This is a genomic window from Mycoplana dimorpha (genome assembly GCF_003046475.1).
GTDB classification, from domain to species: Bacteria; Pseudomonadota; Alphaproteobacteria; order Rhizobiales; family Rhizobiaceae; genus Mycoplana; species Mycoplana dimorpha.
Window position 1 is genome coordinate 384,256 of the sequence record NZ_PZZZ01000003.1, and the last position, 23,311, is coordinate 407,566.

Sequence of the window (23,311 nt, forward strand, 5' to 3'; positions counted from 1 at the left end):
CCTTCGTCCTCTATATAGACCGCTCGGGATTGCTCAAAGGCAGGAGAGGCGCGGATGATCGACATTCTCGTGGCGGGCGGCGGCTATGTCGGATTGTCGCTGGCCGTGGCGCTGAAGCACGCCGCGCCGCATCTCCAGGTCGAACTCGTCGACGGGGCGCCCGCGACCGCCTGGCAGCGCGACGAGCGGGCCTCCGCTCTCGTCGCAGCGGCGACCAATCTGCTCCAGGTGCTCGGCGTCTGGGAACAGATCGCGCCGGAAGCCGAGCCGATCCGTCGAATGGTCATCACCGATTCGCGTACCTCGGACCCGGTTCGCCCGGTGTTCCTGACCTTCGAGGGCGCCGGCACGGCCGATGACGCACCCTTTGCCCACATGGTTCCGAACCGCGCCGTCACCGGCAGCCTGCTTTCCGCGGCCGAGCGGCTCGGCGTACCGATCCATTGGGCGACCTCGGCGGTGGATTTTACCACCGGCCCGCATGCGACCGAAGTGCGCCTTTCCAGCGGCGAAACGGTCAACGCCCGCCTTCTCGTCGCCTGCGACGGCGTGCGCTCGAAGCTGCGCGACATCGCCGGCATCAAGACCGTCCGCTGGGAGTACGGCCAGTCCGGCATCGTCACCATGGTCGAGCACGAGCGTCCGCACGAGGGCACGGCGGAAGAACATTTTCTGCCAGCCGGCCCTTTTGCGACGTTGCCGATGACCGGCAACCGCTCCTCGCTGGTCTGGACCGAGCGGACGGAGGACGCCGAGCGGCTGATCGCGAGCGACGACCTGTTGTTCGAGGAGGAACTGGAGCGCCGGTTCGGCCACAAGCTGGGGGCGCTGAAGGTGGTCGGCGGCCGCAGGGCATTCCCGCTCGGCCTGACCTTGGCGCGCGCCTTCGTGGCGCCGCGCTTCGCGCTGGCCGGGGATGCCGCGCACGGGATCCACCCGATCTCGGGGCAGGGGCTCAATCTCGGCTTCAAGGACGTCGCCGCGCTGGCAGAGACCATCGTCGAGGCCGACCGCCTCGGCCAGGACATCGGCTCGCTGGCGGTCCTCGAGCGCTACGAGACGTGGCGGCGCTTCGATACCTTCCGCATGGGGGTGACGACGGACGTGCTGACCCGGCTGTTCTCCAACGACGTGACGCCGATCCGGGTGCTGCGCGACGTCGGGCTCGGCATCGTCGATCGGCTGCCGGGGCTGAAATCCTACTTCATCCGCCAGGCCGAAGGGCTCTCCGGGCACAACCAGCCGCGGCTCCTGATGGGCCAGCCGATCTGAGCTTTTCCGTTCGGTCGGCTAGTCGACGATTCTTCCAACCGGAATCCGCGGATCACCTTGCTGTCGCGGACTTGAAGACGTCGTCGTAGCGAACTTCCGTCACATGCTCCCGGGCTGAGTTGCCAGTCAGCAGCCATTGGCGAGCAGCGTCCTCGCCCTTGCGGGCGGCCGGCCGCTGGCGTCAGTCCTTCAGTTCCCGGGCCTCGGACACCAGCATGATCGGAATGCCGTCACGGACCGGATAGGCGAGCTTCGCCCGCTCGGAGACCAGTTCGCCGGCTTCAGCGTTCCAGCTCAGCCGCCCCTTGGTCAGGGGGCAGACCAGCAGCTCCAGGAGCTTCGGATCGACCCTGTTGGTCTTGTTGTCCATTTGCAGTCCCTATTGCAGGCGCGTGTCGACGTCGCCGAAGGTGCGCGCCAGCACGATCTCGGTGATGGCGATCAGCGTCTCGGCGCGGGTCTTCAGGTCGGGGGCCTCGAGCAGCGCCTGCTTCTCGGCCGGGCCGTAGGGTGACATCATCGACATGGAGTTGACCAGCGTCGTGTTGCTGGCGCGCTCGACGCTGTCCCAATCGGCCTCCAGCTTGTTGGCGTCGAGATAGGCCCGGAAGGCGGACAGTAGCGCCTCGCGGTCGACGCCCCGCTCGTCGTCGGTGCCGGAGAGATCGCTGACGAAGGGGGCGATCTTGAAGCAGCGATAGGCCTTGGAGGTGCGCACCTCGCTGATCAGCCGGTAGCGGCAGACGCCGGTGAGGGAGGTGATGTAGCGCCCGTCGCCGGTCTCGGCGAAGGAGGTGATGCGGCCGATGCAGCCGACCTGGCAGAGTGCCGGCGCCTCCGATGACGGATCGGATTCGACATGGTCGCCGAATACCGGCTGCACCATGCCGATCAGGCGGCTGCCCGCAAGAGCATCGTCGAACATCGAAAGATAGCGTGGCTCGAAGATGTTGAGCGGCAACTGCCCGCCCGGCAACAAAAGCGCGCCGGTCAGCGGAAACACCGGAATCATCGCCGGAAGGTCTTCCGCTTTCAGATAGCGCGCATTGCCGACGTGCATGTCATTGCCTTTTCGTGGCGTCGCGACCTCCAGCCCAATGGAAGTCGCCGCGATGCTCCTGAAATGGGGCCGGCGGCGAAATTCTCAAGATGTGCCGGCCGGCGATCAGGAAACATCGATCAGGAGAACAGGATCGACGACATCCTGCGACGGGCGGCGATCGTGGCCGGATCCTTCGGCCCCCAGACCTCGAAGAACTGCAGCAGTTCGCGCCGGGCGGCATCGTCCTCGTAGGAGCGGTCGCGCTTCATGATCGTCAGCAGGTGCTCGGCGGCCGCCTGGCGGTCACCTTCGACGTTGCGGATCTTGGCAAGCTTCAGACGGGCGGCATGGTCGTCCGGGTCCCTTGCCAGCACCTGCTCCAGCGCCTGCGGGTCGCCGAGCTTGCGCGCCTCCTCGATCTGGTCGAGCTGCTTGAGCACGGCGGCGATGGCGGGATCCTTCGCCATTTCTTCGGTGGCGGCGGCAAGTGCCTGCCTTGCGTTGTCGTGCTGGCCGGCGGCAATCATGCACTGCGCCATGCCGGCGAGTGCTGCGGCATTCTCCGGGTCGGCCTGCAGGATGGCGCCGAAGAGGTCGGCGGCACCGGCGACGTCATTCTGGTCAAGCAGCGTCTTCGCCTCGCCGAGAACGGCCTCGATCTCGGCCTTCTGGTCGGCCCCGGCCGGGCCGGCGATCTTGTCGATGAAGGCGCGCACCTGGCTTTCGGGCAGGGCGCCCATGAAGCCGTCGGCCGGCCGGCCGCCGACGAAGGCGATCACGGCGGGAATCGACTGGATGCCGAGCTGGCCGGCGATCGAGGGATGGTCGTCGATGTTCATCTTGACCAGCTTCACCCGGCCGGCGGCTTCCTTCACCACCTTCTCGATGACCGGCGTCAGCTGCTTGCACGGGCCGCACCAGGGCGCCCAGAAGTCGACGAGGACCGGCTGCTGGCGCGAGGCCTCGAGCACGTCCTTGGCAAAATTAGCCGTGGTCGTGTCCTTGATCAGGTCGGCTTCCGGCGCGCCGCCAAAATTCACAGAGGCGTTCATCTGCCCGCCGAATGACGACGCATAGGGATTGTCGCTCATCATCTTCTCCCGCCGGACCGTCGTCCGATCTCAATCGATTTCGCCAGAAGATCGTATGTCAGGCGGTCACTTTCAAGACAAGCGGTTCGTGCCCGGTCGCCGCGATGAAGCGCAAAAGGTCGTTTGAGGCGATCGAGGTGGTTGCATCGTTGCGCAGCGGATGGGCGTTGATGACCTCGTAGCCCATCAGGTCCTCGTCGATGATCACCTTGACGTTCAGGCCGGTGTCGTTGATGGCGCCGAAGGCGGTCACGGCACCCGGGATGACGCCGAGATATTCCATCAGCTTTTCCGGCTTTCCGAAGGAAACGCGGCCGGCGGCACCGATGATGCCATGAACCGTCTTCAGGTCGACGGTGGCGTTCTCCTCGACCGTCAGCAGGAAGTAGTTGTCCTTCTTGTCCTTCACAAACAGGTTCTTGGTGTGGCCGCCGGGGATCTCGTCGCGAAGCGCCACCGATTCGGCAACGGTGAACACCGGCGCGTGCTCCTTCGTCGTGTGTGCGATGCCAAGGCTGTCGAGGAAGGCGAAGAGATCCGTGTCGGTCTTCGGCTGCTGGGCGTCCCGCTGCATGTCCATGTCTGGTTCCCGATTGCTTGCTTCGTCCGGCGGTCCGGCGCCGCCCGCCGTTCTTTCTCGCAGCGTTGCTTAAGCCTGAACGCCCTGCGAGGCAACCAGCGACACGCCGCGGCCGCGCTGCGCCATCCCGTCAGTTTCGGGCCTTTCCACCGCCCGGCCAAAAATTTCTGAAAAAACGCGTCATTTCCCTGTTGCATTTGAAAAAGGCTTAGGCCATATACCGCCCGTCGCCGCAACGCAGCGACCTTCGGCCACCGACTACCCCAGGCCGTCGACGATGAGCGGGTGTAGCTCAGGGGTAGAGCACAACCTTGCCAAGGTTGGGGTCGAGCGTTCGAATCGCTTCACCCGCTCCATTATTTCCAAGACGTCGCAAGCCTCGGTCCGCCGGGGCTTTTGTGTTTTTCGGCGCGACTGAAAGCGCGGCTATGCTGTTGCGGCGTGCCGATGCCGGCTGCCGTCAGCAACTGCTCCGCTCTTTGCGTAGCGCAGGGTTGCCACGAGGCGGTCAAGGACTGAAGGCTCCCCTCCGCGCGGACATGGCCGACACGTACAGCGTGCCTCATTGCTGATCAGATCACCCCCGAGCACTTTGACGCTGAACATCAAGGATCATCGCTACCCTGCCCGGGTGCCCACAGCGGCGAGGGCCCGGACGACAATGCGGGTTTGACTTTCTCTCCTCATAAATTCAAAAGCTTGGGCGACTCCGTCGGAGACCGGGGTTGCAGAGGGTTGAGCAGCGCAGGGAGGACTTAATGTACCGCAAACACATGCTCGCAATTTCGATGGCAATGCTGGCGGCAGTCGGCGTGGCGCAGGCTGAGGAAACCGTCAAGCTCGGCATGGTTGCCGAACTTTCCGGGCCGGGCGCGCCGGCCGGCATCAACTGGCGGGACGGCATCAAGATCGCCGCCGAGGAAATCAACGCCGAGGGCGGCATTCTCGGAAAGAAGGTCGAGGTCGGCGAGTACGATACCCAGACCGATCCGCAGGTTTCGCGCGCCATGGTCCAGAAGGCGATCGATGACGGCGCCTTTGCGATCCTCGGCACGATCTATTCCGGCTCGACCATGGTCAACATGCTGGTCGCCCAGCAGAACAGCATCCCGCAGTTCGTCGGCTCGGAGGCGCCCAGCATAGTGGAGAAGGGCAATCCCTTCGTCTACCGCACCTCGTCCGGCGCGCAGAAGGGCGTTCCGGCCCTGACCAAGTATTTCACTGACACGCTGAAGGCGAAGAAGGTGGGCGTCGCCTGGCTGAACAACGAGTTCGGCAAGGGCGGCCATGATGTCTTCGTGGAGGAAATGAAGAAGGCCGGCATCGAGGTGATCGTCGACGTCGCCTCCGAACAGGCCCAGACGGACTATGCGTCCGACGTCGCCAAGCTGAAGGACGCCAATCCCGAGGCGGTGTTCGTCTACATGAACCAGGAAGAATCGGCGCGCTTTTTGATCGAGGCGAAGAAGCAGGGCCTTGCCATGCCGCTCGTCGGCGAAGTCACCCTCACCGAGGCGAAGGTGATCGAACTGGCCGGGGCTGCCGCGGAAGGCGCCATCGCGCATGTCGGCGTCACCGCGACGGCGACCGAGGTGCCCGGCATCGCGGCTTTCAGCACGAAGTTCGAGGAGACCTTCAAGCGCAAGCCGACCCATGACGCGATCAAGGGCTATGTCGGCGCCTGGACGACCAAGTACGTCACCGAGATGGTCGGCGAGTTCGACGGCGAGGCATTCTCCGCGAAGATGCAAGGCCTCTGCCTGAAGGCGGCAGACTATCCGAAGATCCTGCTCGACACCTGCTGGGACGATCGCGGCGAGATGTCGCGCCCGAGCTTCATGGTTCAGGTCAAGGATGGCGCGCCGACCGTCATCGGGACGATTGCCGCGGACTGATCCACCCTTTGTCTTGCCGCGGCGACGATACTCGCCGCGGCCATCGGAAGAGACGCGATGTCCCAGTTCTCACAGGTTGTTCTATCCGGTCTGGCCACCGGCTCCATCTACGCGCTTGTCGCGATCGGCTTTACCCTCGTCTGGCAGGCCGCCCAGACCGTGAACTTCGCCCAGGGTGAGTTCGTCATGTTGCCGGCCTTCTTCGTGCTGGCCGGCATGAGCCTGTTCGGCCTGTCGTTCGGGACTGCGTTGCTGTTCGGCCTCGCCGTTTCCGTCGTGGTGCTCGGGCTGTTGTTCAAGAAGCTGGTCGCCGAGCCGATCCTGCCGCATGGCGGCATCACGCTGATCATCGCCACGATGGCGCTCGGCATCCTGCTCAAGGAAAGCGTCAAGGAGTTCTACTCCGCCGAGGCGCAGCCGTTCCCGTCGATCTTTCCGAATGACCCGATCGATGTCTTCGGCGCCGTTCTGTCGATGCAAGACATCCTCAATCTCGCCTTCTCGCTTGCCGTCGTGGTGGCGCTCACGCTGTTCCTCAACAGGACGCGCACCGGCCGCTGCATGCAGGCCACCGCGCAGAACCCGGCGGTCGCCGAGATCCTCGGCGTCAACGTCAAGCGCATGATCCTCTACACCTTCCTGATCAATGCGGCGCTGGCAGCCCTTGCCTCGTTCCTGATCACGCCGGTCTACCTGGCAAAGTTCTCGAACGGCGAAACGCTCGGCCTGATCGCCTTCATCGCCGCGATTGTCGGCGGCTTCAACCAGATCCGCGGCGCGCTCGCCGGCGGTCTCTTGATCGGCGTTCTCGACAATCTCACCGCAGCTTATGTCACCGCTGAGTATCGTGCGGCACTGCCGCTCGTGCTTCTGATCGTCATCATCCTCGTCAGGCCGCAGGGCCTCCTCGGCACCAAGGAAGGCAGGGCGGTATGATGAACGTCCGCATGCGCACCCTCTCGATCCTGGGTCTGGTCGCTCTGGCGATCGCAGCGCCGATCGGTCAGGGCAACTACATCATCTATGTGCTGACGTCCTGGCTGGTCTTCGCCATCGCGGCCATGGGGCTGAACCTGACGCTCGGATATGCGGGCCAGATCTCGCTGGCCCAGGCGGCGTTCATGGCGATCGGGGCCTATGTGACGTCGCTGCTGACGCTCGCCGGCTGGCACTGGATTCTGGCGATGCCGCTGGCCCTTCTTGCCTGCTTCGTGGTCGGGCTGCTGCTCGGCTACCCGGCGCTGCGGGTGAAGGGGCACTTCCTGGCCTTCGTCACGCTCGCCTTCAACACGCTCGTGTTCCTGGTGCTGCGCAACGAGGACTGGCTGACCGGCGGCTCCTATGGGCTGGTCGGCATGCCGCGGCCGGACTTCGGCCTGTTCTCGACGATGAAGCAGCTGCATTTCTACTACTTCACGCTTGGCGTGACCGTGCTTGCCGCGCTGGCGATGTGGGGGATCGTTCGCTCGCCCTGGGGGCGCGCCTTCAAGGCGCTGCGCGAAAACCCCATCCGCGCCGAGAGCCTCGGCGTCGATACCCGCCGCATCACCCTGCTCGCCTTCGCGATCGGCTCCGCCTACGGCGGACTGGCAGGTGCCCTGGTTGCGCCGCTCGTGCAGTTCATCGAACCGGGATCGTTCGGGGTGGCCCATTCCCTTCGCATTCTGCTGATGGTCGTGGTTGGCGGCTCCGGCTATTTCTTCGGCCCGTTCCTGGGGGCTGCCGTCGTCATCCTCCTGCCGGAGGTGCTGCGTTTCGCCGAGGGGTACTACCTCATCATCTACTCGGCGCTGGTCATCGTGATGCTGGTGTTCGTGCCCTCCGGATTGATCGGCGTGTGGGGCCGGTTGCATGAAAAATTCTGGCCCAGGCACGAAATCCGGGCTGACCTGAAAGAGGGAGCGGGCCTGAAATGAGCATGCCAGTCCTTTCAGTCCGCAACATCGAGAAGAGCTTTGGCGGCATCCGGGCCGTGAACGGTGTCTCGTTCGACGTGCACAAGGGTGAAATCCTCGGCCTGATCGGCCCGAACGGCTCGGGCAAGTCGACGCTCTTCAACTGCATCCTCGGTCAGCTGCCGCCGGATGGCGGCGACGTTTCGGTCAACGGCAGGAATGTCTCCGGGATGCGCGCCTCCGACCTCAACAGGCTCGGCGTCGGCCGGACCTTCCAGCAGCTGTCGGTGTTCCCGAAGATGTCGGTGCTCGACAACATCATCCTTGCCGGCCAGGAACACCACGGCAGCATGCTGTCGCGGCTCTTCGGCCCGGGCGACGCCGGGCTGACCGCGGAGGCCGAGAAGCTGATCGCCTTCTTCCGCCTGAGCCATCTGCGCGACACACTCGCCGGTTCGCTGTCCTACGGCCAGCAGAAGCTGGTCGATGCGGCGATGGCCTTCATGGCGGGGCCGAGCCTCGTGCTGCTCGACGAGCCGGCGGGGGGCGTGAACCTCACCATGCTCGCGGGTCTGAAGGAGCGGCTGACCGCCTACAATGCCGAGCACGGCACGACCTTCGTGGTGATCGAGCACAACATGGAGTTCGTCATGAGCCTCTGCACCCGCATCATCGTGCTTTCGGAAGGCAGCATCATCGCGGAAGGCACGCCGGACGAAATCCGCGCCAACCAGGCCGTCATCGACGCCTATCTGGGGGGCTGACCATGCTTGAACTGAAGAACATCCACGGCGGCTACGGCAAGATCACGATCCTGAACGGCGTGTCGTTTTCGATTCCGAAGGGGTCCATCACCACCGTGATCGGACCGAACGGCGCCGGCAAGTCCACCGTCTTCAAGGCGATCTTCGGCCTCCTCAACATCCACTCGGGGCAGGTGCTGCTCGACGGCAAGGACGTGACGCGAAACACGCCGCGGCAGATGATCGGCCATGGCGTCACCTACGTGCCGCAGGGGCGCAACGTGGTGCCGCAGCTGTCCGTGTACCACAACCTGGAGCTCGGCGGCATCACCGCGACCGACCAGGCGAAGGTGCGCCAGCGCATCGAGACGGTGATGGACCAGTTCCCGATGCTGCGGCAGTTCCGCGACCGCAAGGCCATCGAACTTTCGGGCGGGCAGCAGAAGCAGCTCGAAGTGGCGCGCGCGCTGCTGCTCGATCCGAAGCTGATCCTGATCGACGAGCCGTCGATCGGCCTGTCGCCCAATCTCGTGCAGGAGGTCTTCAGGACGCTCGTCCGGCTGCGCGATAAGGGCGTCACCATCCTGATGGTGGAGCAGAACGCCAGGTCGGCGCTGGCGATCTCCGACTACGGCTTGGTGCTGGAACTCGGGCAGACGCGCATGCACGACGAGGCCGGCAAGCTGCTTGCCGACCCGCGGGTCGGACAACTTTTCCTGGGCGGTCACGTCGGGGGGGACGCTGCCGAAGCGGAAAGCTAGCTGAACCGGCTAGGGGATCCGAACCGACAAAGGGCGAAGTGGGCGCATCGTCCGCCGCCGCTGATCGACATGGACCTGCGCTGTTCGAGGCGCTAATCCTGCAACATGCAGGGGAGGGGCAATCTGCCCGTCGCGGAGAAGGGAAACGGATCATGGCGAACGACAAGCTGGATACGGCCGCCCTTCTCAAGGAGATCGCCGAAACCCCGAAGCGCGACAACAGCGCCTATCATCGCGCCGTCGCCGAGGCGCGCCACGCGTTTGCGCAGGCCGAGATCGCGCTCGGCGGGGCCGTGCGCCTGCAGACCAAGGCGAAGCTGAAGCGCAGCGGCAAGTATGTCGTCAAATGGACGTTCGAACGGCTGAAGTGACGCCGCGGGGCCCGCGCCCTATTTCAGCCCGTTCGCCTCGGCGACGAAGTCCGACAGCATCGGCACGTAGTCCTCGCCGCGACCGGCGCCGACGGCTAGCGCGAAGGCGTTGCGGACCGCCGCCCCCATCGGATTGGCCGCACCTGCCGCATTGGCGAAGGCGGACAGATAGCTCATGTCCTTGAAGCCGTTGCGCATCGCGAACTTGTGGGCGTTCGGGTCGCGCTCCAGCACCCAGCGGAAGAAGGTCTGGTAGAAGCCGCAATCCATGCGGCCGCCGCGGATGACGCTGTCGAAGGTCTCGGGCGTCAGACCCGCCTTGCGGCCGAGCATCAGCGCCTCCGCATAGAGGGCGGCATAGCCCATCGACAGGAAGTTGTTGAGCAGCTTCATGGTGTGGCCGGTGCCGGTCGGGCCGGTATGGATGACCCGGCCGGCGAAGCAGTCGAGGATCGGGCGCACCTTGGCGACGTCCGCCTCCGCGCCGCCGACCATCACGTCGAGCGTGCCGGCGGCCGCATCGGCCGGGGTGCGGCCGAGCGGCGCGTCGATCAGGGTGATCTGCTTTTGCGCCAGCCGGGCGGCAAGCGCGGTGGTGACGGAGGGGTCGGAGGTCGAGCAATCGACGATCGTCAGCGGCCGGCCGGCCGATGCGATGCCGCCCTCGCCCTCGACGACGGCAAGAACCTCGGGCGAGCCGGTGACGCAGAGGACGATCACGTCGCAGCGCTCGGCCATCTCCCGTGGCGACGTCGCCTCGCTCGCTCCCTTGGCGACCAGTGCCTCCAGCGGCGTGCGGTTGCGATGCGCCATGCCGACCAGCGGATGGCCCTTGGCAAGTATGTTCGCCGCCATGCCCTGCCCCATGAGGCCCAGGCCGATGAAACCCACTGCAGTCTTTGTCATTCTTGCTCTCCCGATTTCGATTTCGTTCGGCGACATTCCCATTCGCTGTCGCCCTGTTTCAGTCCTTGTGAGAAGCAGCCTCCCCCTTCTGCTGCGCCCGCAGTGCGGTGGGCCAGATTTTTAGTGCCAAGCCGATGCTCCCGCGGTCAGCTTCTCGCAAAGACGTAATCCGTCTCCTGTCTCAGTGTTTCGCCAGGACGCAGCACGGCAGCCGGAAAGCCGGCATGGTTGACCGCGTCGGGCCAGATCTGGGTTTCAAGGCAGAAGCCGGCGAACGGGCCGTAGCGCCGGCCGTCGAGACCGGCCACGGGCACGTCGATCTTGCTGCCGGTGTAGAGCTGCACGCCCGGCTCGGTGGTGTGCACCTCCATCGACACGCCCGAGATGGGGCTGTGCGCCCGTGCGACCGGCGTTTTGCCCCGCCGCTGCGGCGAGAGGCAGAAGTTGTGGTCGAAGGCCACGCCGCCCGCCTCCAACTGGCGCCGCATCGGCGTCGTGGTGCGCAGGTCGAAAGGCGTGCCGGCGACCGGCCGGATCTCCCCGGTCGGGATCAGCCGCTCGTCGACCGGCAGGTAATGCTCGGCGGCGATGGTGATGTCGTGCCCGAGCGCATCGGCTTCGCCGTCCAGGTTGAAGTAGCTGTGCTGGCAGAGATTGGCGATGGTCGGCGCGTCCGTCGTCGCCTCGTAGAGCACCGACAATGTTCCCGCTCCGGCGAGCCGGTAGGTGCAGGTGATCGTGCAGTTGCCCGGATAGCCGGCACGGCCGGCGGGATCGACGATCCTGAGGACGACGTGGCTGTCGGATTGCTCGACGACCGACCAGTTGCGCCTGGCGAGGCCGTCGCTGCCGCCGTGCAGGTGCGTGACGCCGTTCTCGTTGCATTCCAGCTGGTAGGCCGTGCCGTCGACCGTGAACCGTCCGCCGCCGATGCGGTTGGCGTTGCGGCCGGGCGTGGCGCCGAAATAGGGCGAATAAGCGATGTAATCGGGCAGGGTGGCAAGGCCCAGCACAAGCGGCGGACGGTGGCCTTCGAGCCGCAGGTCCTGGATCACCGCACCCCAGGTGATCACCCGTGCCGTCAGCCCGCTGCCGGAAATCGAGATGCGGTGGACCGGCTCGCCGGAAGGCAGTTGGCCGAACAGCTCAATTCCAGCACCCACCGCGCGACCCTCCGCATGTTTCCCATGCGGCAGACTGCGGCAAGACTGCGGGCCAGCGCAACTGAAAAATCATATTTTTCGGTTGCGCCGAAGTGACCGGCGGACGACACCGGCCGAACGAAGGCGTCGACGGCGCCCGCGCGCGGGTCAGACGTTCTTCTGGTAGACGATGAACGGCGTCTTCACCGCCACCCGGTCGTATAGGCGGCGTGCGGTGGCGTTGAACTCCTGCGTCAGCCAATAGACCTTGGGCGCTCCGGCTTCGGCCGCCCGCGCGTGGACCGCCTCGATCAGCGCCCGGCCGATGCCGGTGCCGCGGACCTCCGGGTCCGCATAGAGATCCTGCAGGTAGCAGACATTGTTGATGGCCCAGCAGGAGCGATGGAACAGGTAGTGGGTGAGGCCGACGGGCTTGCCGTCGACCAGGGCCAGCAGGCCGGAAAACTCGTTGGCGCCCTCGCCGGTCAGGCGGGCGAAGGTCGAGCGGAACACCTCCTCGGGCAGCACGGTCTCGTAGAAGGCGAGGTAGGCGGTCCACAGGCGCCGCCACTCCGCTTCGTCGGCTGCCGTCAGTGGCCTGATTTCGAGACCTGCCATCAATTCATTCCTCCGAACCGATCTTCTCCAGATCATACGGCGTCGACTGGTACATCTCGTTGATCCAGTTGCCGAACAGCAGATGTGCATGGCTGCGCCAGCGGTTCAAGGGGGCGTTGGCGGGATCGTTGTGGGGAAAATAGTTCTTCGGCATGTTGATCGGCACGCCGGCGTCGACGTCACGGAAATACTCGTCGGCGAGCGAGGTCGAATCGTATTCGACGTGGTTGAAGACATAGAGCCGCTTGCCGGCCTTTTCCTGCACGAAACAGACGCCGGTCTCGTCCGATTCCATCAGGATTTCGAGGCCCGGGTGCTTGCGGATGTCCTCGGCGCGCACCTCGGTCCAGCGCGAGACGGGGATCTGGAAATCGTCGGAAAAGCCGTTGAGGAACACCGAGGAGGGATTGCGGTTGTGATGGCGGAAGACGCCGAACGCCTTCTCGTTCAGAGTATACTTCGGCACGCCGTGAAAATGGTAGATCGCCGCCATCGCCCCCCAGCAGACGTTCAGCGTCGAGTGGACGTTGGTCACGGTCCAGTCGAAGATCCGCTGCATCTCGTCCCAGTAGGTGACGTCCTCGTAGTCGAGCGTCTCGATCGGCGCGCCGGTGATGACGAAGCCGTCGAACTTGCGGTGCCTGATGTCCTCCCAGGTGTCGTAGAAGGCGAGCAGATGTTCTTCCGGCGTGTTCTTCGGCTTGTGGCCGCCGATGCGCACCAGCGACAGTTCCACCTGCAGCGGCGTTGCGCCGATCAGGCGCGCCATCTGGATCTCGGTCTTGATCTTGTTGGGCATGAGGTTGAGGAGCCCGATCTGCAGGGGGCGGATGTCCTGGCGCACCGCCGCCGTCTCGGTCATCACCCGCACGCCCTCGTCGACGAGGGTCTCGAAGGCGGGCAGCGTGTCGGGAATCTTGATGGGCATGGCTCACTCGATCAGAAACAAAAAAACCGGCGGCGATTGCGTCGCGACCGGTCCACGGGAGAGTTTTCTTCTCGCGGCCCTTTAGCGACTTCTTTTACGTGGCTGCAAGCCGGCCGGCCAAATCACCACGGGACAGAGCGTTCATAACGCCGCTGCGCTCCAGAATCAATCGCGGCGCGCCAGCAGGTTTCGATCGCGCCGGGCCATGCCGGCAAGCGGCCGTGGAGGCACCATCGCCGCCACAGGGTGATTTGACCGGGCTCAGACGAAGAACTGGCCGCCATTGGCGGAGATCGTCGAACCGGTGATGAAGCCGGCATCGTCAGAGGCCAGGAACACCACGCAGCGGGCGATCTCCTCGGGTTCGCCCAGCCGGCCGACCGGAATCTGCGGAATGATGCGCTCGTTCAGCACCTTTTCGGGCACGGCGCGGACCATTTCCGTGCCGATATAGCCGGGACAGATGGCGTTGACGGTGATGCCCTTGGCAGCCCCCTCCTGGGCGAGCGCCTTGGTGAAGCCGAGGTCGCCGGCCTTGGCAGCGGAATAGTTGACCTGGCCCATCTGCCCCTTCTGGCCGTTGATCGAGGAAATGTTGATGATGCGGCCAAAACTGCGGTCGCGCATGCCGGTCCAGACCGGATGGGTCATGTTGAAGAGGCCGGTGAGATTGGTGTTGATCACCTCGCCCCACTGCTGCGGCGTCATCTTGTGGAACATCGCGTCGCGGGTGATGCCGGCATTGTTGACCAGCACCTCGATCGGCCCGACGTCCGCTTCCACCCTGGCGATCCCCTCAGCGCAGGCTTCATAGCTGGAGACGTCCCACTTGAAGACCGCGATGCCGGTTTGCGCCTTGAAGGCGTCGGCGGCCTCGTCGTTGCCGGCATAGTTGGCGGCCACCTTGTAGCCGGCGTCCCTGAGCGCTGTCGAAATCGCTGCGCCGATGCCGCGCGTGCCGCCCGTGACCAAAGCTGTCCTGCTCATGTCTGCACTCCCCCCTGATGTTGATCTCGTTGGGAAAGCGCGGCGCAAAGCGCCACGCTTTGAATGCGACGGTCGACGGGCGACGCTTGTGGTGCGTGCGGCCTACATCCGCTCGACGCACATGGCGACACCCATGCCGCCGCCGATGCACAGCGTCGCCAGGCCCTTGGAGGCGCCGCGGCGCTTCATCTCGAACAGCAGCGTGTTGAGGACGCGCGCGCCGGATGCGCCGATCGGATGGCCGATGGCGATGGCGCCGCCGTTGACGTTGACGATCGACGGATCCCAGCCGAGGTCCTTGTTGACGGCGCAGGCCTGTGCGGCAAAGGCCTCGTTGGCCTCGACGAGGTCGAGGTCGCCGATCTTCCAGCCGGCCTTCTCCAGCGCCTTGCGCGAGGCGGGAATCGGGCCGGTGCCCATGATCTGCGGATCGACGCCGGCGGTCGCCCAGGAGACGATGCGGGCAAGCGGCTGGATGCCGCGGCGCGACGCCTCGGCTTCGCTCATCAGCAGCGCCGCCGCCGCGCCGTCGTTGATGCCCGAAGCATTGGCGGCCGTCACCGTGCCGTCCTTGTCGAAGGCCGGCCGCAGCTTGGTCATCGCGTCCAGTGTGGCGCCGTGGCGGATATATTCATCGGCGTCGACGACGACGTCGCCCTTGCGGCCCTTGATGGTGAAGGGAACGATCTCGTCCTTGAAGCGTCCCGCCTTCTGGGCGGCCTCGGCCTTGTTCTGCGAGGCGACGGCGAAGGCATCCTGTTCCTCGCGCGACAGCTGCCACTGCCGGGCGACGTTCTCGGCGGTGATGCCCATGTGGTAGCCATAGAAGGCATCGGTCAGGCCGTCCTTGATCATCGTATCGATCATCTTGAAGTCGCCCATCTTGACGCCGCCGCGCAGGTGCGCGCAGTGCGGCGCCATCGACATCGACTCCATGCCGCCGGCGACGACGATGCGCGCATCGCCGGTGGCGATCTGCTGCATGCCGAGGGCGACGGCGCGCAAGCCGGAGCCGCAGAGCTGGTTCATGCCCCAGGCGGTCTTCTCCTGCGGCACGCCGGCCTTCATCGCCGCCTGTCGGGCGGGATTCTGGCCTTCGCCGGCCGGCAGGACCTGGCCGAGGATCACTTCGTCGACGTCCTCAGCTGCAACGCCGGCGCGCTCGAGCGCGGCGGAGATCGCCGCCGCACCCAGTTCATGGGCCGGCGTGTTGGCGAAGGCGCCATTGAAGGAGCCGACTGCGGTCCTGGCCGCGCTTGCAATGACGATGGACGGGGTGCTCATAAGCGTTCTTCCTCGCTTGTCGGTCCGGGATCGCCAAACCGTCCGGCGGACGGTTGCGCCCGGTCCAAGAATCTCCACACGATTGCCGGGGCAACCGCCTCAAAGCAAAACTGACAAAGCTTCGGGGGAGAGTCAAACGGCTTGTCTCCGCCCGGTCGGCCGCCCTGAACCGCCGCAGTCGCGCGGAAGGCTTGTTGCGCAGCATTTTCCCGCCGCAACGCACAATTGGATTGTCACACCTTTATTTTTGCGGATACTCGCTGCGAGCAGCAAGCCACGGGACGCGGGGATTGAGGAGGCCCAGATGGCCAAGACCGACGGTCAGATCACGATCAAGAAATACGCCAACCGGCGTCTCTACAATACCGGCACGAGCACCTACGTGACGCTCGACGACCTGGCGGAAATGGTGAAGAAGGGGGAGGACTTCGTCGTCCAGGACGCCAAGTCCGGCGAGGACATCACGCACTCCGTCCTGACCCAGATCATCTTCGAACAGGAATCCAAGACCGGCAACACGCTCCTGCCGATCTCCTTCCTGCGCCAGCTGATCAGCTTCTATGGCGACCAGATGCAGATGGTGGTGCCGAGCTATCTCGAACACTCGATGCAGGCCTTCACCGCGCAGCAGGCGCAGATGCGCGAGCAGATCAACAAGGCCTTCGGCGACACGCCGCTCGGCAAGAACCTGCAGATGCCGATGCAGCTGGTCGAGGAGCAGGTGCGGCGCAACACCGAAATGTTCCACCAGGCGATGCAGATGTTCTCGCCCTTCATGAGCGCGCCGCCGCCGAAGGAGACGAAGAAGGCCGAGGCCAAGGACCTCGACGAGCTGAAGGAACAGCTTCGCGCCCTGCAGTCGAAGCTCGACAACCTGAGTTGAGCTCCGGGGTTCCAAGCCTTCTGCTTGGCCGTTCGCGCAAAAGAAAAGGGCCGGTCAATGCCGGCCCTTTTGCAATTTATGTACCGAAAGCGTTATGCGCTTTCCTTCGGCGTCAGCACCTGGCGGCCGCGATACATGCCGGTCTTCAGGTCGATGTGGTGCGGGCGGCGCAGTTCGCCGGAGTTCTTGTCTTCGATGTAGCTCGGAGCCTTGAGGGCGTCGGCGGAGCGGCGCATGCCGCGCTTGGACGGGCTCGTTTTTCTTTTCGGTACAGCCATTTCACTACTCCACTGAACGGGCAAACACGTCCCAGGCCACCCAAATGGCCGAAAAAGACATGCATCTATCTCGGAAATTTGGCGGGCTTATACATGGCAATTAGCCGCTTGACCAGTCCCCGCGCCGATTTTTTCGCGCCGCTGCCGGGCGTTCGTCCGCCCCGGCGACCTCATGCGCTCACCCTGCCCCGCCAGGCCAGTCGCGATTGCGCTGCATCAACCGGGGACGTCGGCGCTCCGGCCTTATGTTAGGCCTCGTCTTCCGGAACGATCCAGGGCTCGGCGCGGGCGGCCGTTTCCCAGTCCTTCCAGGCCGGCTGCGCCATGACGCGGTCCATGTAGGCCAGTGAGGTCGGGTTGCGGGTGAGCTCATAGACGTGGAAGCGGTTGACGACGGGCGCGAACATCGCATCGGCGGCCGAGAAGGCGCCGAACAGGAAGGGGCCGCCCGAACGCTCCAGCGCGTCGCGCCAGATCGCCTCGATGCGGGCGACGTCGTTCAGGACACCGTCGGGCAGGTCGATCGCCCGCTGTGGCCGGCGGATGTTCATCGGGCAGGCGCCGCGCAGCGCGTGAAAGCCGGCGAGCATTTCCATCGAGACGGAGCGTGCCACCGCCCGTGCCGCCCGATCGGCCGGCCAGATACCGGCGTCAGGGTAGAGCTCGGCAACGTATTCGATGATGGCAAGCGACTCCCACACCCGCACCTTGCCGTGATGCAGCACCGGGACGCGGCCGGTCGGGGAGAGTTCCTTGAAGGCCGGATTGCCTGCGGCGAAATCGAAGGGGATCACCCGGTCCGAAAACGGAATTCCCGCCGCTCGCATCGCAATCCAGGGGCGGAACGACCACGACGAGTAATTCTTGTTGCCGATATAGAGAATGAGGTCGGACATTGCGGCTCCCGTTTGTCTTCGGCCTGAGTCTAGAACCCCTGCCCGATCAGTGCCAATGAAAAGGCCTGAACTCAATCATAAAGGCATCTGATGTATTCGCCGGACCGGCTGGCGCGGCGTTCGATGACAGTGGCGAGCCGTTTGAGCCCGCGCCCCGGCTTGCCGGCGTTGCGGTCGATCGGGTTGGGCAGCGAAACGGCGAGCAGCGCGGCCTGGCGCCGCGACAGCTTGCTGGCGGGGACGTCGAAATGATGCCGGGCGGCGGCCTCGATGCCGTAGATGCCGGGCCCCCATTCGGCGATGTTGAGGTAGATTTCCATCGTCCGCCGCTTGCTCCAGACGAGATCGGCGGCGACGGCAAGCGGCAGTTCCAGCGCCTTGCGCACGAAGGAGCGGCCGTTCCAGAGATAGAGGTTCTTGACCGTCTGCATCGGGATCGTGCTGGCGCCGCGCGTCGGTTCACCGTCGAGCGCATCGTTGACGACGCCCCGCATCTCGGCCCAATCGACGCCGCCGTGGCGGCAGAACTGGCCGTCCTCCGACATCATCACCGATTGCACGAGCACCGGCGCGATATCCTCGAAGTTCACCCATTGGCGGTCATAGCCCCGCAGGGTCGCGAGATCGGCGAGCATCAGGGTCGAGACCGGACGGACGAAGCCGAGGGCGTAGACTGGAATCAGCAGGTACGGCAGGGCCAGCAGCGAGACCAGCACCAACGCCGTCTTCCTCCAGCCGCGCCGCAGGCGGCGGGTCAAGCCCTTGTCCTCGCCCGTGTCGGATTCACCGGCGTCCAGCTGCCTGGCATCGAGTTCCGCCTCTGCGCGTGGTTCCGGTGCGATCTCCAAGGGCGTCCTCTCGCCGTTCTGCGGTTACATACCGTCATGACGCCCGATTTGCCAGTGGTTGCACCGAAACTTTGCCGCAGCCGATGCGGCTGTTCGACCTTCGCCGTTGCCTATCGGGCCGCCTCATGCCAAAGAGCCCGCATGACCAGCCAATCCCCCCTTTTCAGGAAGCGCCTGAAGTCGAACGCAGAGAACGTCGAGGCCGCGCTCGCCGGCCTGCTGTCGGGCGAAGTCCGTGCCGGCGAGATCGCGCGGCCGGAGCGCCTGCTGGCTGCCATCCGGCACGGCGTGCTCAATGGCGGCAAGCGGCTGCGGCCGTTCCTCGTGATCGAATCGGCGGCGCTGTTTGGCGACGCCTTCGCGCCGGCGGCGCTGCGGATCGGTGCGGCGCTCGAATGCGTCCACTGCTACTCGCTGGTCCACGACGATCTGCCGGCGATGGATGACGACGACCTGCGCCGCGGCCAGCCGACCGTGCATGTCGCCTTTGACGAGGCGGCGGCGATACTCGCCGGCGACAGCCTGCTGACGCTCGCCTTCGAGACGATCGCCGCGCCCGAGACCGCGCTTTCCGACCGGATCAAGACCGAGCTGGTCCTGTCGCTGGCGCGCGCCGCCGGCATCGGCGGCATGGCGGGCGGGCAGGCGCTGGACCTCGCCGCCGAGAAAATGGCGCCCGACGAGGCGGGCATCGTGACGCTGCAGGCGATGAAGACGGGTGCGCTGATCCGCTTCGCCTGCGAGGCAGGCGCGATCATCGCCGATGCCGACGGCGCCACGCGCGCACGGCTCAGGCGTTACGGCGAGACCGTGGGTCTTGCCTTCCAGCTCGCCGACGACCTGCTCGACCTGACGGCGGATGCCGAGACCATGGGCAAGGCCACCGGCAAGGATGCGGCGCGCGGCAAGGGCACGCTCGTCGCGCTCAAGGGCCAGGAATGGGCCGAAAGGCGGCTGGGCGAACTGGTGGACGAGGCCCAAGCCCTGCTTGCGCCGTTCGGCGAACGCTCCGCCATACTTGTCGAGGCCGCCCGCTTCATCGCCAACCGCAGGAGCTGATCGCATGAGCAAGTTCTGGTCGCCAGTCGTCGCGACGCTGAAGCCCTATGTGGCCGGCGAGCAGCCGCGCATCGCCAATCTCGTCAAGCTGAACACCAACGAGAATCCCTACGGCCCCTCGCCGAAGGCGATCGCCGCGATGCAGGCAGCGGTAGCCGACAGCCTGAAGCTCTACCCCGATCCGTCGGCGCTTCACTTGCGGGAAGCGATCGCGAAGACCTATGGCGTTGCGCCGGACGAGGTGTTTGTCGGCAACGGCTCGGACGAGGTGCTGGCGCACGCCTTTGCCGCACTGCTGAAGCACGACAGGCCGCTGCTCTACCCGGACATCACCTACAGCTTCTACCCGACCTATTGCGGGCTGTTCGGCATCGAGGCCGTCGAGGTGCCGCTGAGAGACGACTATACGATCGACGTCGCCGACTACCGGCGCGATTGCGGGGCGATCATCCTGCCGAACCCGAACGCACCGACGGGGATCGGCCTGCCGCTGTCGGCCATCGAGGCGATCGTCGCCGAGCACCCGGACCAGCCGGTGGTGATCGACGAGGCCTATATCGATTTCGGCGGCGAGAGCGCGATCCCGCTGACGCGCAAATACGACAACCTGCTCGTCGTGCACACGCTCTCGAAGTCGCGCTCGCTCGCCGGCCTCCGCGTCGGCTATGCGGTCGGCCAGCGGCCGCTGATCGACGCGTTGGAGCGGGTGAAGGACAGCTTCAATTCCTATCCGCTCGATCGTGTGGCGCAGGCAGGTGCCACGGCGGCGATCGAGGACGTCGCCTGGTTTGACGAGACGCGCAGGAAGGTGATGGAATCGCGCGAGCGGGTCACCGGCGCGCTGCGCCAGCGCGGCTTCGAGGTGCTGCCGTCGCAGGCGAACTTCGTCTTCGCCCGCCATCCCGGCCACAGCGGCGCGGATCTGGCAAAAGCTCTGCGCGAGCGCGCCGTGCTGGTGCGCCACTTCGCCAAGCCGCGCATCTCGGACTTTTTGCGCATTACGATCGGCACGCCCGAAGAGTGCGACCGGCTGATCGCGGCACTCGAGGAGATCGTCTGAGCGCTCACGCGCCGGCGAGGGTCTCGCTAAAGGCGCTGGGGCGGTTCAGTCGGGGAGGGGCTACCCTGCGGCGTTCGCCCGATCAGTCCCCACCGTATGCGGCTGCCCGCAGCGAGGCGACCAGCTACTCCGCCGCCGCCTGCCCGGCGCCAAACCGCTTCTCGATATAGTCGGCGACCAGCGCCTCGAACTCGCCGGCGATGTTGGCGCCGCGCAGCGTCATCGCCTTCTTGCCGTCGATATAGACGGGGGCGGCCGGCAGTTCGCCGGTGCCGGGCAGCGAGATGCCGATGTCGGCGTGCTTGCTCTCGCCCGGGCCGTTGACGATGCAGCCCATGACGGCGACCTTCAGCGCTTCGACGCCCGGATACTTCTCCCGCCAGACCGGCATGTTCTTGCGGATGTCGTCCTGGATCTTCTGGGCGAGCTCCTGGAACACGGTCGAGGTGGTGCGGCCGCAGCCGGGGCAGGCGGCGACGACGGGCACGAACTGGCGGAAACCCATGACCTGCAGCAGTTCCTGCGCCACCTGCACCTCGCGGGTGCGGTCGCCGCCGGGCTCGGGGGTGAGCGAGATGCGGATGGTGTCGCCGATGCCCTGCTGCATCAGGATGCCGAGCGAGGCTGACGAGGCGACGATGCCTTTGGTGCCCATGCCGGCCTCGGTGAGGCCGAGATGCAGGGCATGGTCTGAGCGGGCCGACAGCATGGCATAGACGGCGATCAGGTCCTGCACGTTGCTGACCTTGGCCGACAGGATGATCTTGTTGCGCGGCAGGCCGATTTCCTCGGCAAGCTCGGCGGAGAGAAGCGCCGACTGGCAGATCGCCTCGCGCATCACCTGCTGGGCGGTGAGCGGAAAGCCCTTCTCCTGGTTCTCGTCCATCAGCCGGGTCAGCAGTTCCTGGTCGAGCGAGCCCCAGTTGACGCCGATGCGCACCGGCTTGTCGTGGCGGATCGCCGTCTCGATGATCGCGCCGAACTGCCGGTCCTTCTTGTCCTTGAAGCCGACATTGCCGGGATTGATGCGGTACTTGGCGAGCGCCTCGGCGCAGGCCGGGTGGTCGGCGAGCAGCTTGTGGCCGATGTAGTGGAAGTCGCCGACGAGCGGCACGTCCATGCCGAGACGCAGCAGCCGCTCGCGAATCTTCGGCACGGCGGCAGCACTCTCGTCGCGGTCGACTGTGATGCGCACGATCTCCGAACCGGCGCGGAACAGGGCGGCCACCTGCGCGACCGTCGCGTCGATATCGGCCGTATCGGTGTTGGTCATCGACTGCACGACCACCGGCGCCCCGCCGCCGACCAGCACGCCGCCGACGTCGACGCCGACGGAGCGGCGGCGCGGCTTGGGTTCGAAATCGAAGGAGAAGGACATGCGGGCCTCGTCTCGGCGGAAATGAAGGCGGCGTCTTAGCGCCGGAATGTGACAGTTTGCCGGCGGTTGATCGTCCATCAGGTGGAACAGGAAACGCGGCTTGTCAACCGCCGCGGCGGCACAGGAGGCAACGCCGACGGCGCAGGCGGTCCGGCCGGCCTTGTCCTCAATGCGTCTGTCGTACATCGGCATGCACGGCGTGCCTGGAAAGCAGCAGCACCACAACCAACAGCAGCGGCAGCATCGAGAACACCCAGGCAAAGCCCGTGTGCTCGGCGATGAAGCCGATCGAGGAGGGTGCGAAGAGGGAGCCGGAATAGCCCATCACCGTCGTCACCGAAAGGGCCACCCCTTGCGCAAAGCCTGGAAGGTTGCCGGCGGCCGAAAAAGCGATCGGCACCATGTTGGCGATGCCGATGCCGCAGATGGCAAAGCCCGCCATCGCCACATAGGCGTTCGGCGCGAAGCCGGCGAGCGCCATGCCGACGATGGCAAAGATAGTGGAAACGCGCAGCGTCTTCACGGCACCGAAGCGGTCGCGGATATGGTCGCCGGCAAAGCGCATGACGGCCATGGTGCCGGAGAAGGCGCCGAAGGCGAGGCCGGACAGCGCCAGCGACGCGCCGAGTTCGTCGCGCACATAGAGCGCGCTCCAGTCGAGGATCGCCCCTTCCGGAACCATGCTGAACAGCGCCATGATGCCGATCAGCCAGGGCAGCGGCGACAGCGGCAGCCGCGCCTTCCGGTGGGCTTCTGCCACGTGCGGCTTGTCGGCCAGGACCGAGGTCCAGACGGCGGCAAGGCCGGCCAGCGCCACTCCGGTCACCACGGCCGCCTGCCCGAGCCCGCCGATCGTTTCGATCAGGAAGCCGCCGGTGGTGGCGCCGAGGAAGGCGCCAAGGCTCCAGAAGGCGTGGCAGGAGGACATGATCGCCCGCCGCATCGATTTCTCCACCTCGACTGCATTGGCATTCATGGAGACGTCCATGGCGCCGGCCAGGCCGCCGAAGAGGAAGATGAAGACGGCGCTGATCCAGATGTTCGGTGCAAGCGACAGCAGAAGCAAGGTCGGCAGGAAGGCGGTCGCTGCCGCCTTCACGGTCCACGCGCTGCCGAAGCGGGCGATCAGGATGCCGGCGATCGGCATCAGCACCAGCGAGCCGACGCCGAAGCAGACGATCATCAGGCCAAGCTGGGATTCGCTCAAGGAAAGGCGGCTTGCGAATTCGGGGATCTTCGTTGCCCAGGCGCCGATGAAGATGCCGTTCAACAGGAACAGGCCGGACACGGCAATGCGGGTGGCCGGAAAGTAGGCCGATCTTGTTCTCGAGGCCGTGGTCTCTTGCGTGCTCATTTCAAATCCAAACGTTGTAAAGGCGATCTGGGCGGCCGGC

At 65.5% G+C, this 23,311-nt stretch carries 25 protein-coding genes, 1 tRNA gene and 1 riboswitch; of the genes, 11 read left to right on the top strand and 15 right to left on the bottom strand.

Translation table 11 applies throughout. The annotated features are described in order from the left end of the window. The first annotated feature begins 54 nt into the window (after nt 1-54). Nucleotides 55-1,272 carry a ubiquinone biosynthesis hydroxylase gene (locus C7449_RS08670; protein ID WP_108002387.1) on the top strand — a complete coding sequence of 406 codons (1,218 nt, stop codon included), beginning with the start codon at nt 55-57 and terminating at the stop codon, nt 1,270-1,272. Between the two features lie 181 nt (nt 1,273-1,453). Here the strand turns inward: C7449_RS08670 and C7449_RS08675 are convergent, their stop codons facing one another. The 4 genes from C7449_RS08675 to C7449_RS08690 form a co-directional block, all read right to left on the bottom strand. Continuing rightward, on the bottom strand, nt 1,454-1,642 hold the full coding sequence (locus tag C7449_RS08675) for a Trm112 family protein (RefSeq protein ID WP_108002388.1): 189 nt from the start codon (nt 1,640-1,642) through the stop codon (nt 1,454-1,456). 9 nt (nt 1,643-1,651) lie between these two features. Further along, nucleotides 1,652-2,332 carry an LON peptidase substrate-binding domain-containing protein gene (locus C7449_RS08680; protein WP_108002389.1) on the bottom strand — a complete coding sequence of 227 codons (681 nt, stop codon included), beginning with the start codon at nt 2,330-2,332 and terminating at the stop codon, nt 1,652-1,654. Between the two features lie 119 nt (nt 2,333-2,451). Continuing rightward, nucleotides 2,452-3,405 (bottom strand): thioredoxin, encoded by a 954-nt coding sequence (gene trxA / locus C7449_RS08685; RefSeq protein ID WP_108002390.1) that lies wholly within the window; start codon nt 3,403-3,405, stop codon nt 2,452-2,454. A 58-nt stretch (nt 3,406-3,463) separates the two neighbouring features. After that, nucleotides 3,464-3,985 carry a prolyl-tRNA synthetase associated domain-containing protein gene (locus C7449_RS08690; RefSeq protein WP_108002391.1) on the bottom strand — a complete coding sequence of 174 codons (522 nt, stop codon included), beginning with the start codon at nt 3,983-3,985 and terminating at the stop codon, nt 3,464-3,466. A gap of 281 nt (nt 3,986-4,266) precedes the next feature. On the opposite strand from C7449_RS08690, the gene C7449_RS08695 reads away from it, so the two are divergent. The 7 genes from C7449_RS08695 to C7449_RS08725 all read left to right on the top strand — a co-directional run bounded on the left by C7449_RS08695 (nt 4,267) and on the right by C7449_RS08725 (nt 9,650). Further along, a tRNA-Gly gene (locus C7449_RS08695) sits at nt 4,267-4,341 on the top strand. Between the two features lie 402 nt (nt 4,342-4,743). Next, nucleotides 4,744-5,880, top strand: coding sequence for an ABC transporter substrate-binding protein (locus C7449_RS08700; protein ID WP_108002392.1), 1,137 nt, complete (start codon nt 4,744-4,746; stop codon nt 5,878-5,880). Between the two features lie 57 nt (nt 5,881-5,937). After that, entirely contained in the window at nt 5,938-6,816 is an 879-nt protein-coding gene (locus C7449_RS08705) for a branched-chain amino acid ABC transporter permease (protein WP_108002393.1), read from the top strand. After that, nucleotides 6,813-7,796, top strand: coding sequence for a branched-chain amino acid ABC transporter permease (locus C7449_RS08710; RefSeq protein ID WP_170115834.1), 984 nt, complete (start codon nt 6,813-6,815; stop codon nt 7,794-7,796). Before C7449_RS08705 ends, C7449_RS08710 begins: the two co-directional genes overlap by 4 nt. Then, nucleotides 7,793-8,539: an ABC transporter ATP-binding protein gene (locus tag C7449_RS08715; protein ID WP_108002394.1), complete on the top strand. Its 747-nt coding sequence runs from the start codon at nt 7,793-7,795 to the stop codon at nt 8,537-8,539. The genes C7449_RS08710 and C7449_RS08715 overlap by 4 nt, the downstream gene beginning before the upstream one ends. A gap of 2 nt (nt 8,540-8,541) precedes the next feature. After that, entirely contained in the window at nt 8,542-9,279 is a 738-nt protein-coding gene (locus tag C7449_RS08720; protein ID WP_108002395.1) for an ABC transporter ATP-binding protein, read from the top strand. Between the two features lie 152 nt (nt 9,280-9,431). Next, nucleotides 9,432-9,650: a hypothetical protein gene (locus C7449_RS08725; RefSeq protein WP_108002396.1), complete on the top strand. Its 219-nt coding sequence runs from the start codon at nt 9,432-9,434 to the stop codon at nt 9,648-9,650. 18 nt (nt 9,651-9,668) lie between these two features. Here the strand turns inward: C7449_RS08725 and C7449_RS08730 are convergent, their stop codons facing one another. From C7449_RS08730 to C7449_RS08755, 6 genes are all read right to left on the bottom strand, one after another. After that, entirely contained in the window at nt 9,669-10,556 is an 888-nt protein-coding gene (locus tag C7449_RS08730; protein WP_170115835.1) for an NAD(P)-dependent oxidoreductase, read from the bottom strand. Nucleotides 10,557-10,702: 146 nt separating this feature from the next. After that, nucleotides 10,703-11,719: an aldose epimerase family protein gene (locus C7449_RS08735; RefSeq protein WP_108002398.1), complete on the bottom strand. Its 1,017-nt coding sequence runs from the start codon at nt 11,717-11,719 to the stop codon at nt 10,703-10,705. A 147-nt stretch (nt 11,720-11,866) separates the two neighbouring features. After that, a complete protein-coding gene (locus C7449_RS08740; protein ID WP_245414331.1) occupies nt 11,867-12,316 on the bottom strand; it encodes a GNAT family N-acetyltransferase in 450 nt (149 codons plus the stop codon). A 4-nt stretch (nt 12,317-12,320) separates the two neighbouring features. Further along, nucleotides 12,321-13,244, bottom strand: coding sequence for a homoserine O-acetyltransferase MetA (gene metA, locus C7449_RS08745; RefSeq protein ID WP_108002400.1), 924 nt, complete (start codon nt 13,242-13,244; stop codon nt 12,321-12,323). Nucleotides 13,245-13,305: 61 nt separating this feature from the next. Further along, a riboswitch (SAM riboswitch) is annotated at nt 13,306-13,383 on the bottom strand. A 122-nt stretch (nt 13,384-13,505) separates the two neighbouring features. After that, the gene (gene phbB, locus C7449_RS08750) at nt 13,506-14,231 is read right to left on the bottom strand and encodes a beta-ketoacyl-ACP reductase (protein ID WP_108002401.1); all 726 of its coding nucleotides are present in this window, start codon (nt 14,229-14,231) and stop codon (nt 13,506-13,508) included. 102 nt (nt 14,232-14,333) lie between these two features. After that, nucleotides 14,334-15,515 (bottom strand): acetyl-CoA C-acetyltransferase, encoded by a 1,182-nt coding sequence (locus C7449_RS08755; RefSeq protein ID WP_108002402.1) that lies wholly within the window; start codon nt 15,513-15,515, stop codon nt 14,334-14,336. Between the two features lie 304 nt (nt 15,516-15,819). On the opposite strand from C7449_RS08755, the gene phaR reads away from it, so the two are divergent. Continuing rightward, complete coding sequence (gene phaR, locus C7449_RS08760; protein WP_108002403.1) at nt 15,820-16,398, top strand: polyhydroxyalkanoate synthesis repressor PhaR; 579 nt, start codon at nt 15,820-15,822, stop codon at nt 16,396-16,398. Between the two features lie 92 nt (nt 16,399-16,490). On the opposite strand, the gene rpmF is transcribed toward phaR, so the two are convergent. The 3 genes from rpmF to C7449_RS08775 all read right to left on the bottom strand — a co-directional run bounded on the left by rpmF (nt 16,491) and on the right by C7449_RS08775 (nt 18,330). Beyond that, nucleotides 16,491-16,676, bottom strand: coding sequence for a 50S ribosomal protein L32 (gene rpmF, locus C7449_RS08765; protein ID WP_097137963.1), 186 nt, complete (start codon nt 16,674-16,676; stop codon nt 16,491-16,493). Nucleotides 16,677-16,924: 248 nt separating this feature from the next. Continuing rightward, nucleotides 16,925-17,572 carry a glutathione S-transferase family protein gene (locus C7449_RS08770; protein ID WP_108002404.1) on the bottom strand — a complete coding sequence of 216 codons (648 nt, stop codon included), beginning with the start codon at nt 17,570-17,572 and terminating at the stop codon, nt 16,925-16,927. A gap of 71 nt (nt 17,573-17,643) precedes the next feature. Next, nucleotides 17,644-18,330, bottom strand: a complete 687-nt coding sequence (locus C7449_RS08775) for a biosynthetic peptidoglycan transglycosylase (protein ID WP_245414346.1) — start codon at nt 18,328-18,330, stop codon at nt 17,644-17,646. A gap of 231 nt (nt 18,331-18,561) precedes the next feature. On the opposite strand from C7449_RS08775, the gene C7449_RS08780 reads away from it, so the two are divergent. Further along, a complete protein-coding gene (locus tag C7449_RS08780; protein WP_108002406.1) occupies nt 18,562-19,479 on the top strand; it encodes a polyprenyl synthetase family protein in 918 nt (305 codons plus the stop codon). A 4-nt stretch (nt 19,480-19,483) separates the two neighbouring features. Further along, complete coding sequence (gene hisC / locus C7449_RS08785; RefSeq protein WP_108002407.1) at nt 19,484-20,539, top strand: histidinol-phosphate transaminase; 1,056 nt, start codon at nt 19,484-19,486, stop codon at nt 20,537-20,539. Nucleotides 20,540-20,663: 124 nt separating this feature from the next. Here the strand turns inward: hisC and ispG are convergent, their stop codons facing one another. Continuing rightward, nucleotides 20,664-21,917 carry a flavodoxin-dependent (E)-4-hydroxy-3-methylbut-2-enyl-diphosphate synthase gene (gene ispG / locus C7449_RS08790; protein ID WP_108002677.1) on the bottom strand — a complete coding sequence of 418 codons (1,254 nt, stop codon included), beginning with the start codon at nt 21,915-21,917 and terminating at the stop codon, nt 20,664-20,666. Nucleotides 21,918-22,083: 166 nt separating this feature from the next. Further along, nucleotides 22,084-23,271, bottom strand: a complete 1,188-nt coding sequence (locus C7449_RS08795; protein WP_108002408.1) for an MFS transporter — start codon at nt 23,269-23,271, stop codon at nt 22,084-22,086. Between the last annotated feature and the right edge of the window lie 40 nt (nt 23,272-23,311).

Coding starts and splice junctions, on each gene's coding strand:
- C7449_RS08675 (WP_108002388.1), bottom strand. CDS start 1,642: ATGGACAACAAGACCAACAGGGTCGATCCGAAGCTCCTGGAGCTGCTG.
- rpmF (WP_097137963.1), bottom strand. CDS start 16,676: ATGGCTGTACCGAAAAGAAAAACGAGCCCGTCCAAGCGCGGCATGCGC.
- C7449_RS08755 (WP_108002402.1), bottom strand. CDS start 15,515: ATGAGCACCCCGTCCATCGTCATTGCAAGCGCGGCCAGGACCGCAGTC.
- C7449_RS08690 (WP_108002391.1), bottom strand. CDS start 3,985: ATGGACATGCAGCGGGACGCCCAGCAGCCGAAGACCGACACGGATCTC.
- C7449_RS08670 (WP_108002387.1), top strand. CDS start 55: ATGATCGACATTCTCGTGGCGGGCGGCGGCTATGTCGGATTGTCGCTG.
- C7449_RS08710 (WP_170115834.1), top strand. CDS start 6,813: ATGATGAACGTCCGCATGCGCACCCTCTCGATCCTGGGTCTGGTCGCT.
- C7449_RS08705 (WP_108002393.1), top strand. CDS start 5,938: ATGTCCCAGTTCTCACAGGTTGTTCTATCCGGTCTGGCCACCGGCTCC.
- metA (WP_108002400.1), bottom strand. CDS start 13,244: ATGCCCATCAAGATTCCCGACACGCTGCCCGCCTTCGAGACCCTCGTC.
- C7449_RS08740 (WP_245414331.1), bottom strand. CDS start 12,316: ATGGCAGGTCTCGAAATCAGGCCACTGACGGCAGCCGACGAAGCGGAG.
- C7449_RS08730 (WP_170115835.1), bottom strand. CDS start 10,556: ATGACAAAGACTGCAGTGGGTTTCATCGGCCTGGGCCTCATGGGGCAG.
- ispG (WP_108002677.1), bottom strand. CDS start 21,917: ATGTCCTTCTCCTTCGATTTCGAACCCAAGCCGCGCCGCCGCTCCGTC.
- C7449_RS08770 (WP_108002404.1), bottom strand. CDS start 17,572: ATGTCCGACCTCATTCTCTATATCGGCAACAAGAATTACTCGTCGTGG.
- C7449_RS08795 (WP_108002408.1), bottom strand. CDS start 23,271: ATGAGCACGCAAGAGACCACGGCCTCGAGAACAAGATCGGCCTACTTT.
- C7449_RS08720 (WP_108002395.1), top strand. CDS start 8,542: ATGCTTGAACTGAAGAACATCCACGGCGGCTACGGCAAGATCACGATC.
- C7449_RS08715 (WP_108002394.1), top strand. CDS start 7,793: ATGAGCATGCCAGTCCTTTCAGTCCGCAACATCGAGAAGAGCTTTGGC.
- trxA (WP_108002390.1), bottom strand. CDS start 3,405: ATGAGCGACAATCCCTATGCGTCGTCATTCGGCGGGCAGATGAACGCC.
- C7449_RS08780 (WP_108002406.1), top strand. CDS start 18,562: ATGACCAGCCAATCCCCCCTTTTCAGGAAGCGCCTGAAGTCGAACGCA.
- phaR (WP_108002403.1), top strand. CDS start 15,820: ATGGCCAAGACCGACGGTCAGATCACGATCAAGAAATACGCCAACCGG.
- hisC (WP_108002407.1), top strand. CDS start 19,484: ATGAGCAAGTTCTGGTCGCCAGTCGTCGCGACGCTGAAGCCCTATGTG.
- C7449_RS08700 (WP_108002392.1), top strand. CDS start 4,744: ATGTACCGCAAACACATGCTCGCAATTTCGATGGCAATGCTGGCGGCA.
- phbB (WP_108002401.1), bottom strand. CDS start 14,231: ATGAGCAGGACAGCTTTGGTCACGGGCGGCACGCGCGGCATCGGCGCA.
- C7449_RS08680 (WP_108002389.1), bottom strand. CDS start 2,332: ATGCACGTCGGCAATGCGCGCTATCTGAAAGCGGAAGACCTTCCGGCG.
- C7449_RS08725 (WP_108002396.1), top strand. CDS start 9,432: ATGGCGAACGACAAGCTGGATACGGCCGCCCTTCTCAAGGAGATCGCC.